This is a genomic window from Photobacterium profundum (assembly GCF_003026285.1).
GTDB classification, from domain to species: Bacteria; Pseudomonadota; Gammaproteobacteria; order Enterobacterales; family Vibrionaceae; genus Photobacterium; species Photobacterium profundum.
Genome location: NZ_PYOD01000002.1, coordinates 757,837 through 769,941, shown reverse-complemented (window position 1 = coordinate 769,941; position 12,105 = coordinate 757,837). Strand labels below are relative to the sequence as shown.

Genomic DNA, 12,105 nt, shown 5'->3' with positions numbered 1-12,105 from the left:
ACTGGTTAGCGATATAACCTTTGTCCCTTTCAATAAGAGCTGCGGGATGTTGATGATCTGTCATGGATGGTAGATGTTGAATGTTCTTTTTTATTGAAATGTAAATTATGAGTTTTTGCGAGCCACGTATATGGCTCGCTTTTTTTTTGCCTGTTTTTTGTCAGGGTGTTATCTAATCAAAATAATACCAAAGATACTTTTTAGATCTTTGCTATTTTAGCTGGAAGAGCCTGCCTTGCTGCTGCACCGACTACCCAATCAAGTAATACCCCTTTCCCTTTTCGTGTTGGATCGGTTAAGCCTATATCGTTAATATTTACGCCATCAGCGTTATATTGATTAATTGGCTGAACCTTATCACCAATGGTGTGCGATCTTGCTCCTAGCTCTTTGTGACCAAAGCCATGCTCTATGCCGAGAGTGCCTTGTTGTACCCCTTCGACAATCATCGCGATAGCGACTGTCGAATTACTCGGGGTGGTAATCGTGAATTGATCCCCTGTATTTAACTCCCACTTCAGCGCATCTTGCGGGTGTATATACACTGGGTTTACCCCCTTAATCGAATTTAAACGCGGTGATAAATTTGAAACTGCACTGTGAATATTGGATTTGAAGTTCGTTAAAGTAAATGGCCATTCTTGTTCGGGATATTGTTCACGAAGGGGCGTGCCATCAGCCAGTTTTTGTGGATACCATGTTGGGCAACCAGAATAAAACTGACCCGATAGCGTATTTCGTGACGTACCCAATTTTTCATTCCAAATTGCTAATGGCTTTTTCCACTGATACTTCATGAATTCACCGCTATAACTTTCAGAGGCATCTTCAAAGCGCCCACCACGAGAAAGAATAAAGGCGACTTTACCCAATTCCTCTTCTGTCAGAACGCGCTGCATATCGGGCAGTAGGCGTTCTAACCCTGATAGGTACATATCTTCTGCACTGGCGGTGGGTACGCTTTTTGCGACATACGCTAAATTAGCAGCCGAGCGTAAGTAGAAATCTTCAGCATTATGAATAGCGTGCCAATTACCTTGTGCATCTTTAATCGCTTTTTCACCAAAGCCTCCTAAAGATAAACGCTTGGCAATATCGATGAAAAAGTTTTCTAAGTTAATGGCGCCCCCATCGGCAGTTTTTTCTGTAAGAGGCTTCACGATTGGCCAACGTGCTGTTACAGCTTTGGTCGGAACACCATGCCATGGGCTGGTCATTCCCCAGCTTTCATAGGTGACTGTATCTGGCACGATATAATCAGAAAGTGCGGTTGTTTCATTAATGAATGCATCGACAGAGATAATTAATGGCAGCTCTTTCGGATCTTTGAGCTTTTCACCAATAAGATCTTGTAAGCCTGGTACACCATATAAAGGGTTAGCCATATGATTGATCCACGCTTTTAAACGGTAAGGATAACCATCGATTGCGGCTGATAAATGTTCCGTTAATAACGGGGCAGAGATTGGATACCAAGGCGCACGAGTAGGGTAAGGCGATGTGCCTGCCGCGACTTTTCGTTTGTATTCGCTGGTTTTTTCGTAAGGGAATTTACTACGTGATAAAAACACGCCTTTAGGTCCAACTTTACCTGGGAAGGTGGTGAAATCATAACGCGGTCCGTTACCGGATGTTGGGTAGCCACCAGCCTTGGCCATTACACCACCTTTTAGATTGATATTACCGATCATCGCGTTCAGCATCAGAATGGTATAGGCGTTATAGAAACCGTTGCTGTGCATATTGCCGCCATGGGTATCGACAACAGCTTTAGTGCCGTGTGACGTAAAGCGCTGAGCGAGGCTTATAATTTGGTTTTCTGAGATCCCACATTGTTCGCTGTAGTATGCGATGTCGTATTTAAAGGCTTGTTCTTTTAAATGCTGAAAGGATGATTTTACCCGTACCGTACCTTGTGTCGTTTCCATTTCTGTATCAACAAATAATTGAGCAGGTTCTGCTTGGGTATTGATACTCAGGGTATTGGTTTTTGCATCCATTATTAAATAAGCATCTGTTTCTGAACGCACTTCACCCTCATAAGGCATACCCATGTCGGAAGCGCGCAAGAAAGAACCAAATCGCGGATGACTTTCATCACTGATCACCAAGTGTGTCGCGTTACACCAGTGCGCAGTACCTGCTGCATGCATGGCTTGAGCGCTTGGTTGTGATAAGAAAGTGCGGTTGTAACGCTCGTTGGCAATGATCCATTGGATCATGCCCATCACAAGGGCGGAGTCGGTACCGGGGTTGATCGGTAGCCAGTTATTGTTTAACCCTGCGGCTAAACTTGATGAGGCAGGCAGGGCGGGGGAAACCACGACATATTCAAAACTGCCATTGGTACGGGCATTAGCGAGTTGCCTTGCTTGGCGTTTAAAAGGGTTGCCCGCTTGTGCCGGCGACATTCCAATAAACAATGCAAATTCAGTATTATCCAGATCGGGTTTTACGTGTGAAAATTTATCTAAGTCATTCATCAGTGCGCCTGAACCAGCACGGAAGGCATAGCCACAGTACGATCCATGATGACCAAAATTACGCGTACCAAAGCTGTTAAAGGCAAAGCGCTTTAGAATATCATCACGTCCTTCATTACCGGCATTGGTCACTAATAATTGATTGGCCTTAGGGCCATATTCAGGGTTATTGGGATCGACGGGAGTGGTTAGGTCGCGAATGGCTTTTAAACCATCAACATGACCTTCGTTAAATAGATCGCCCCCTTCAGTCACTTCTGTGAGTAATTGTTCATAACTGATGGGGATCCATTTTCCTTCACCACGCTTACCAACGCGCTTTAACGGTTGGGTAATTCGGTATGGGCTGTTACGTATTTCTAACATGCCATTACCACGCGCACAGGCAGTTGAACGCCCTGCCAAACCGGCTTCACCTGTTAGCGACAGATACGCCTGTTTTACTGGGGTGTTAAAGGGAATTTGCTGATCATTTGATAGCGGGTGATAAGGATTACCTGAAATACGTAAAATTTCGTCTGTCTTATTGTCAACGCGTACCCTTACACCACATAGTGTCCAGCAACCGAAACACATGGACGGGGCAACACGCTGATTAGGGTTTGAAATTAAATTACCGTTCTCATTAACTTTGTATTCAGGCTCCAGTGAATTACCAAAGTGAGCATCTTTGGTCGGTACACCTGATGTACCTGTTACTAAGCCTTCTACCATGTCTTGAGCGGTTGAAGAATAGCCTGCCGCAAATGCAGTGACACCACCGACAGCTAGGCCAGACTTGATAAATTGACGACGTTTCTTATCCATAATATTGCCCTCTACAGTACGTGGTGCGCAGACGGCGCAACAGATGAAGATGAAAGAGTTCGGGAAGTTTTAGCTTGATGCACGACTTCGCTTAATACCGCGGCTAGTGCAATCCACAAACCTGCCATGGCGACAATGCCCAATAGGCCTGCAGGTCCCATTGGCAACTCATAAGGATAAGTGCCAGCATCGTAACGGGGGATGGTTTGTACATCCATAATGGTGACCCAGCGAAGATACCAACAACTGATTAACGTGATGGTACTGGTAATGACTAAGCCTATTTTTCTGGTGGAAAAACACTGTGCCGTAAAACGAATGGCAAGGGCAATACAGCAAATAAATAAAATAGTGAGCACGGTTAAACGAGTAACCCATTGCGGATCGTTAAGTAACGCTAAGCTATTACTGTTCACTACCCATAGAGGCAATAAGATTAATGCCAAAATAGCGCTTAATAAGGTGGTTCTTTTAAGCAGAATACTATCACCATTAGTGAAGGCTGGTTTTGCTGTGAGGCTCGGCTCGGTTGTGAGCAGCAACATAATGCCGGTTAAGCTAATCGCTCCTAGAAAAGCGGTGACAAACCACAGTAATGGTGAAGCTAATTGATGCCATAACGGACGGCTTTGAAGTACCGCAATTTCAGCGCCGGTATACAGCGCAATGGTTAAACCAGATAGTGCGGTCAATACGGTTAATGCGATAAAAGCGTTTGATGGTACCGTCCAATTTCCAAGGGTTAACTTACTGGCGAGTTTAACGATGCGGTAGGGGCTGTTTTCGAGTTGTTGAATATCAGGACGCAAATACAGCCATGCGACTAACACTGCTAAAGTAGAAAAAATCGGTAAGAATAATGATCCGTTCGACATCCACGACCATGATGTTAAATGGGTAAAGAAGTGCCAAGCACGCCCTGGTTGATGAAGATCGGCAGTTAACGCTAACGGACCGACAACCGCTGAAATAGCTAACACAAGTGCGAGGGCCGCACGTAACGCATGGCTCGTGTGGTGTTTAAATACACATGCGATACAAAATAAAATGGCCGCGGCGTAAGCTGAACCAATATAGAAAAAGTATTGTACTGCCCAGGGCAACCAAGCGATGTCCTGTGGAGGAACAAGAATTTCAGTGATGTTCATTACTTCTCTCCTTGGGGATCATAAATCGCCGCTTTACCATCAATGTGTGAGCTAAATTCAGTGTTTAAACCGATATAGAACACATGTGGCTTGGTGTTCTCTTCCGGTTTCAATACTTTTATTTCGTCTTTATGTTCAACGAGCAGTCGGCTGAGTTCGCTGTTTGGGTTATTTAAATCCCCAATGATCCGCGCACCACCCACACACGTTTCCACACAAGCTGGCAATAAACCTTGCTCTAAGCGATGGGCGCAAAACGTACATTTATCGGCTGTAAGGGTTTCGTCATTGATGAAGCGAGCATCATAAGGGCAAGCCTGTACACAATAGGCACAGGCAACACAGCGTTTGTTATCAACCATGACAATGCCGTCTTCACGTTGGTAAGTGGCCTGTACTGGGCAGACTTTGACGCAGGGTGGGTTATCACAATGGTTACATAGACGAGGCAGCATAAAAGACTTCACCTGTTTCGTGTCTGTACTACCATCATCAAGGGTAACTTCATATTGCTTTACGGTGGTGCGGAATTGGCCAATAGGCGCTTGGTTTTCAATACTACAGCCGACTGTACAAGCTTGGCAGCCGACACACTTACGTAAATCGACCACCATGGCATAGCGTTTTCCTTTCATGCCTTTGCGGTCAGGTTGATCGTTGTTTTTAAATTTATTGCCCACCACAATGTGACCTGTTGAGGTGTTGCTTGCTTGTACGACAGGAATTAATGCGGCACCCGCGGTTATTGCGCCAATGCCTGATAACAATCGTCTTTTACTCGGATCCATACTGCATACCTTGCTCATTAGTAGAAGAGACAAGATGATTGTCGGAAATCGATGGTTCAGCGCCTATTGTGGTTTTCCACATACCCTATTTAGGATTGATCTAAGACAAGAAAAAACAGTGTTATACCTCACGCTTCGCATCATCCTCGGTGAAGTTAGTGTCATAATGAGTCAAGAAAAATCTTTTATCGGCAATCATGACCAAGTGGATAAATGAACGAAATGAAGTGTTGGATAGTGCCTAGCCTGAAAAGAAACTCACAAAAAAAGAAGCCCAAAAAGAAGCAAAGATCATGCGTTGCTGGTGGATATTGGCTTAACGTGATCGGTTATTCTGTGGTGATTCTTGCTGCTATCGCTTTTCCTCACACTATTTTCGCGAAAGATCCCCCGCCTGCCAATAGTGCCATTAATCAAAAAGTTGATGTCGGTATTTTAGCCACTAGAGGTAGTTTAGAAGCTTTAAACCGTTGGCAGCCAACCATGGATTGGTTAGAACGTAAAATTCCCCGTACTGAATTTTTATTACACCCCTATACGCTTGAACAAATGACAGATGCGGTAAAAACTCAGACGGTCGATTTTGTGATCACCAACCCTGGGCAGTCTGTTCGATTAGGGCGTCAATATCCCCTTTCTTGGTTGGCAACGTTAAGAAGTCAGCAACAAGGTGGCACGACATTGGCAATAGGTTCTGCTTTGGTAGTGCGTAACGACTCCCCATATTTCACGCTTACTGATTTAGATAACCAGCCAGTGGCTGCGGTATCTGATAGTGCATTTGGCGGCTATTTAACCTTACGCCGAAATATGCAGCAACTGAGCTTAGATCCGAATCGTTTTTTCTCGACAGTTGATTTTATTGGTTTTCCACTCGATGCCATTTTGTACAAATTACGTGATAAACACGTAGAAGCGGCGGTACTACCTGTTTGCCAACTAGAAACAATGGGAAAGGAAGGGTTAATTGATTTTAGTCAGTACCGAGTTTTAGATAACCAAGCGCCAGTGGGTTTTGGCTGCCAAGTATCAACTGCGTTATACCCTAATTGGTCTTTTGCCAAAACAGGTAAAGCATCTGAAACCTTAGCCAAGAAAATTGCACGCGCATTGTTGGATCTTCCAGAGCGAGATCCTGCGGCAATCGCTGCGAATTCATTAGGTTGGTCGGCACCGATCAGTCAATTAAAAATTGATAAGTTGTATCAAGATCTTGATCTTCACCCGTTACAAAAGCCATGGTGGCAAGAAGCATTAACTTGGCTGAAGAGTAATCAGCAATGGGGTTGGACGTTTCTACTCTTTGTTGTTGTTCTCAATTTGTATCACTTTTTACTGGAGTACCGTTTTAGCCGCAATCAACGGCTATTAATTGCGACTCAAAATCGATTAAAAGAAAAAAATGCCATGCTAGAACATGCCCAAAGAGTGGCAATTGTCGGCGAGTTAGGCGGCAGTATTGCCCATGAAATCAACCAGCCGTTATCTGCTATTCGTAACTATAGCCAAGGTGGTTTAGTGCGAATAAACAAAGGATCATCAGCTGACGATCTTAAAGTGGTATTAGAAAAAATCCAACAACAAGTTATTAGGGCGGATGATATTGTTCAGCGGTTACGATCCTTGATAAAAAAACGGCCAATCAACAAGCAATACAGCAATGTGCAGGCATTGATCACCGATGCCGTCATGTTGCTAGATCATGACTTAATTAAGCATCAAATTACGTTATCGATGACAGAAAGCGGACAAGCTGTGCCTGTCTATCTTGACCCTATTGGCTTCCAGCAATTACTGTTGAACCTAGTCAAAAATGCGATGGATGCTTGTGTGCTGAATGATCAAAAGCAGAGCCTTCAGAAGCAGCATACTCAAGAAAAGTATCAAATAGTGATTGATACAGAATACCTACCAGTAGAAAAACAAATGAAGCTGGTGGTTACGGATAATGGTATTGGATTGGAAGCAGATGCTGCGTTATTGCAGAGTGCTTTCTTTACCACAAAAGAAGAGGGGTTAGGTTTGGGTTTAGCTATTTGCCGTGATGTGGTTGAAGATCATCACGGTACATTGGCGATGACCGCTAATAATCCTCATGGCTGTCGTATTGAAGTGCGTTTGCCTTATATCGCTAATACCGAAAATTAAAGAAGGAAACTACACGTGCCATTACCAGTCTTTGTTGTTGATGATGATGAATCAGTACGTGATTCATTAGCCTTCATGCTTGAGGGGTATGATTTTAAGGTTGAAAGTTATGCTGATGGTGTAACGTTTCTTGATCAAGCGAATATTGAACAAGCCGGTTGCGTGGTGTTAGACATTCGAATGCCAATCATGATGGGACAGCAAGTTCATCGGCTATTAAAAGATAAACACAGCCCCCTCGTGGTTATTTTTTTGACTGGTCATGGTGATGTGCCTATGGCTGTTGAAGCACTTAAACATGGTGCGATTGATTTCTTCCAAAAGCCGGTTGATGGTGAAAAACTAGTGGCTGCAATTCATCATGCTGAAAAAAAATCCTTACACAATCAAAGCCAACTGTTATTACACAAAGCGTTTGAAACATTAACGACTCGCGAGCAAGACATTTTACGTTTATTAGTCAAAGGTTATAAAAACCAACAAATATCCGATGAATTATGTATTGCTGTACGTACGGTTGAAGTGCACCGTTCTAGTTTGATGAAGAAACTTCATGCAAAAACTATCGCGGAATTAGTGATGTTCTATTCGCAAATTAAAACGTAATTTTAGCCTGTGTTTGTTGTGCTGCGTGGTGATACAAGTGTTAATTAAATAGAGGGGAAATTTGCGCTGAGTATATTAATACTGAAGACCATTTCTTTGGGTGATTCATCACTCCTACCAAGTGTGATCATGGCTGAAAAACTGATTTTACCTTCTATCTCGTGAATGACTTTTTATGAGTTACTCCATACAATTTCGCATAATATCGACTATAAAGATTGCTTAATGGAATGGTAATGACAGAAAAAGAAAAGATGTTATCTGGTTTAATATATCAAGCGTGGGATGAAGAGCTAACCGCCGAACGCCATAGCGCCAAAGGGTTATGTTTTAAGATCAATCAAACCTGTCCGACTCAGAAAGATGTTCGACAGGGTTTGATTAATGAGCTACTTGGCTATAACAGTGACGCATGGATTGAATCCCCCTTTAACTGTGATTATGGCTACAACATAAAAGTCGGTAGCGGTTTTTATATCAATCATGGTTGTACCATTCTTGATGCTGCACCTATTACGATTGGTGATAACTGTTTACTAGCCCCTGGAGTGGTTATTTCAACGGCAGGTCATCCGCTTGATCCTGTTGAAAGGGCGAGGGGGGATGAGTTTGCTCAAGCGATTACGATTGGCAATGATGTATGGTTTGGTGCCAATGTTACCGTTTGCCCCGGCGTGAGCATTGGCGATAATGTTGTTGTGGGGGCTGGTAGTGTGGTGGTGAAAGATCTGCCTTCAAACAGTGTCTGTGTCGGATCTCCCGCGAAGCCTATTCGTTACCTTAAAGAAGGTGAGCGTAAATAACCTCAAGGAAATAGCCAACCTGATAAAGAGGTTGGCTATAATCACTAAACGTTATGGAAATGGAATTATTGAGTATTATCAGAGTGCTTCAATAAAGCCATGTTTAGGCTGCATCAACAGTCCAATACTGGCGTGATACTTCTTGACCATCTTTGAATGTCACTTCAAGGGCCTTCTTACCGTTTTCGTACCAGCCAGTCATAACACCGTCACTGTTCTTACCATTGGTGAAGTTTGCCACTTCACGTTTCTGGCCGTTCACGTACCATTCAGTGGATACGCCATTTTCTTTGCCTTTTTTAAACGTCGCTTCTTCAGACTTCTGACCATTACGGTACCATTCTGTTGTTACGCCGTTTTTCATATCATTTTTGTAGGTCGTCTCAAACGATTTCTGACCATTCTCATACCACTTAGTCATCAAACCGTTTGTTTTACCGTCAAGATAATGCGCTTCACCACGCTTTTCACCACTGGCATACCACTCAGTGGCCACACCGTTTTCTTTTCCCTCTTTGAAGGTTACGTCAATGGCTTTTTGACCGTTTTCGTATTTTTGTACATACGTGCCAGAGAAAGGTTTCTCCTGATTTACTTGATAGGCAACACCGTTACGTGACTGAAGGTAATCAACGGTAGCAGCTTGTGATAGTCCCGAAAATGAAAGTAAAAACAGCGCTAGAGGAATCGTTTTTTTCATGTCATCACCAAAAGAAATAAATTCTATTTATAGAGAGTCAACGTTGCTTCAAATTACTCACAAGCAAGATGAAGTACCGAGAATAAGACATAGCGACTTCAAGCAAGTTCACATCACAAAAACAAAGATTATCAATAATCAAACGTAATTTAGTTATGTCGAAAATTACTTTAACAATCCAAGATGCTGATTTACATTGTAAATATTGAATTTTTCACTTTTTATCTTATCTCTCAAACTCTATTTATTACATTTTTGAAAACTTACATTTCACCTGAAGATACATAGCTGAAGCATTTTTGTCACATTTAATAGTTAACGTTTGTAGCATAAATTCAACACTGCTTACTTGTACGTAAAGTAGGCATTTCATCAATTAAGTTCTGGTGTTTTATAATAAGGTTAATGTAATGAAAAAATCTCTGATTACACTGTCACTTGCAGCTTCTATTCTTCTTCCTGCAACGGCATTTGCTAATGATCATATTTCAATTTCAGGTTCGACGTCTGTTACTGAAATTATGGAAGTGTTAGCTGAGACCTATCACCAAACTCATCCAGATGTTTTTATTGATGTAAACGGTACGGGTTCAAGTGCAGGAATTAAATCAGCCATTGAAGGTGTGTCCGATTTAGGTATGGCATCACGTAATTTATCGACAAAAGAAAAGCAAGCAAACCTAATAGAAAACGTGATTGCTCGTGATGGTATCGCGGTGGTTGTAAATCCTGCTAATCCAATTCAATCTCTCAGTAAAGCGCAAATTGCATCGCTCTTTACTGGTGATATTACACAATGGTCTGCCGTAGGCGGTGATAGCCAACCTGTTGTCGTGGTCACTCGTGAAAATGGGTCAGGTACACGTGGTGCATTTGAAGAATTAATAGAACTGACGACTAAAATTAACGGAATCAAGGTCTCCAGCATTAGCCAACATGCTCAAGTAGCAAGTGGTAACGGTATTGAAAAAACGGTTGTGGCCAATAATAAAGAAGCCATAGGCTTCGTCTCACTTGGCTCTATTGATAGCTCCTTGAAAGCGATCAATGTGGATGGACACCAAGCAAGTGTAGAGAACGTGATGAACAATAGTTACCCACTGTCTCGTCCATTCATCGTGATGAGCCAGCCTGGTAAGATAAAGGTTGCAGCAAAAGATTTTATTAAGTGGATTGATTCGCCTGAAGGTCAGAAAATCATTAAAGCTAAGGGGTATATTCCTGCATAATTGAAAAACAGCCGACAATATTGATGTACATGCTAAGCCAACGGAATGAACGCTATTGCTAATCTTTCATCACAGATAATATTGCCGACACTCACCGCCAATATATTTTCAATGTCACTCTTGATCATGCTTCCGTTAATACCCTATTCGTTCAGCAAGAATAGGGCATTAACGGACAATGGTTACCTGCGAATCAATGTAACTGGGGTGTCATGTTTGGTTAATGCCTAATCGCTGGCGATATTGTTCTGGTGTACAGTTGGCGTGTTTTTTAAATAGAGTAATAAAAGGTGACGCTTGGTGATAACCGAGTGTTAAGGCTATTTCTTTTATGGATAACCCTTTACGCAGTAAATGTAAGGAATAAACATATTTACGGCGTTGTCGCCATTCTGTAAAACTCATCCCGAGTTTATCTTGGCAGTGTCTTGCTAAGGTGCGCTCTGTTGTGTGAATAGTCTCAGCCCATTGTGCGAGCGTTTTATTATTGGTTGGATTTTTTTCTAGTTCTATAAGAATAGGTTTGAGTAATTTGTCGTCACTGGTTGGTAGAAATTGTTGATGCTCTTTAGCATTGATTACCTGATCTAATAACACACGAACTAAACGATGGTCTTCAGGTGTTTTAGGTACCGAGACACAGCGCTCACGCAAACTATTAATTATTGCGCTGACAATAGGGTCCACTTCTAATAGGCAGGCGTAGCTAGGTAATCGAATCGCAAGTGGCTGTATAATATTCATCGAACAATAGTTCATGCTGCGGCGCATATGGCTTTCATGCTCAATACCAGCAGGCACCCAAACGGCATATTCTGAGGGTGATAAAAAATGTTTACCTTCAGCATGTAACTCTAATATTCCGCCATTGATTAATTGCAGTTGTCCCCAAGAGTGTTTGTGCTTTTGCGTTGTCGTATTAGGCAGAAAAACTTCATGACCAAAAAAAATATCGCCAGGTGGATTATCATCATCAAACAATGGTCGATAAATTTTAGACATCAAACATAGCCTTATTAATAAAGAGGTGTATGGATTTCAACTAACATAATCCTCTTAAGCATTCATAGCAACTTATACCCAAGTTACCTCAAGATGCTCGTTTCAGCGAGAATTTGTTGGGCTCTAGGCAAGGCACTTATTTATAGACCTACGCTCTACGTTGAAAATAAGTAATATAAAGGGGAATTGAATAGATAATGAAAAATTTTCATTTGGGTTGGCTGCTGAAGTGAAGATTAAATAACATGGTCTACCGAGTTTTAGTGTTGTGAAAACATAACTACGGTTTATATATAAACCATCGATAGCATTATGTATTCCGCTGTCATCCAGTGTTTTAATACAAACAACAAAGGCGCTCCCACTCACTGTACCGAAAAAATTGCGAATT

At 42.3% G+C, this 12,105-nt stretch carries 9 protein-coding genes; 4 read left to right on the top strand and 5 right to left on the bottom strand.

Annotated features, from left to right (window positions below):
- Positions 1–200 precede the first annotated feature (200 nt).
- From C9J48_RS08270 to dsrO, 3 genes are read right to left on the bottom strand one after another with little or no spacing between them, the layout of a single operon-like run.
- Positions 201–3,290: a tetrathionate reductase subunit A gene (locus C9J48_RS08270; protein WP_006228680.1), complete on the bottom strand. Its 3,090-nt coding sequence runs from the start codon at positions 3,288–3,290 to the stop codon at positions 201–203.
- Positions 3,291–3,301: 11 nt separating this feature from the next.
- Positions 3,302–4,438 (bottom strand): NrfD/PsrC family molybdoenzyme membrane anchor subunit, encoded by a 1,137-nt coding sequence (gene nrfD / locus C9J48_RS08265; protein WP_006228681.1) that lies wholly within the window; start codon positions 4,436–4,438, stop codon positions 3,302–3,304.
- On the bottom strand, positions 4,438–5,226 hold the full coding sequence (dsrO, locus tag C9J48_RS08260; protein WP_006228682.1) for a sulfate reduction electron transfer complex DsrMKJOP subunit DsrO: 789 nt from the start codon (positions 5,224–5,226) through the stop codon (positions 4,438–4,440). Before dsrO ends, nrfD begins: the two co-directional genes overlap by 1 nt.
- Positions 5,227–5,439: 213 nt before the next feature.
- Between dsrO and C9J48_RS08250 the strand changes: the two genes are divergently transcribed.
- The 3 genes from C9J48_RS08250 (at position 5,440) to C9J48_RS08240 (ending at position 8,783) form a co-directional block, all read left to right on the top strand.
- Positions 5,440–7,374 carry a sensor histidine kinase gene (locus tag C9J48_RS08250; RefSeq protein ID WP_006228684.1) on the top strand — a complete coding sequence of 645 codons (1,935 nt, stop codon included), beginning with the start codon at positions 5,440–5,442 and terminating at the stop codon, positions 7,372–7,374.
- 15 nt (positions 7,375–7,389) lie between these two features.
- Positions 7,390–7,980: a response regulator transcription factor gene (locus C9J48_RS08245; RefSeq protein WP_006228685.1), complete on the top strand. Its 591-nt coding sequence runs from the start codon at positions 7,390–7,392 to the stop codon at positions 7,978–7,980.
- 236 nt (positions 7,981–8,216) lie between these two features.
- Positions 8,217–8,783, top strand: a complete 567-nt coding sequence (locus C9J48_RS08240) for a sugar O-acetyltransferase (protein WP_006228686.1) — start codon at positions 8,217–8,219, stop codon at positions 8,781–8,783.
- 103 nt (positions 8,784–8,886) lie between these two features.
- Here C9J48_RS08240 and C9J48_RS08235 read toward each other — a convergent pair whose 3' ends face one another.
- A complete protein-coding gene (locus tag C9J48_RS08235; protein WP_006228687.1) occupies positions 8,887–9,483 on the bottom strand; it encodes a toxin-antitoxin system YwqK family antitoxin in 597 nt (198 codons plus the stop codon).
- 410 nt (positions 9,484–9,893) lie between these two features.
- Here C9J48_RS08235 and C9J48_RS08230 point away from each other — a divergent pair, with 410 nt between their 5' ends.
- Positions 9,894–10,712: a phosphate ABC transporter substrate-binding protein gene (locus tag C9J48_RS08230; RefSeq protein ID WP_006228688.1), complete on the top strand. Its 819-nt coding sequence runs from the start codon at positions 9,894–9,896 to the stop codon at positions 10,710–10,712.
- Positions 10,713–10,922: 210 nt separating this feature from the next.
- Here C9J48_RS08230 and C9J48_RS08225 read toward each other — a convergent pair whose 3' ends face one another.
- The gene (locus C9J48_RS08225; protein ID WP_006228689.1) at positions 10,923–11,714 is read right to left on the bottom strand and encodes an AraC family transcriptional regulator; all 792 of its coding nucleotides are present in this window, start codon (positions 11,712–11,714) and stop codon (positions 10,923–10,925) included.
- Between the last annotated feature and the right edge of the window lie 391 nt (positions 11,715–12,105).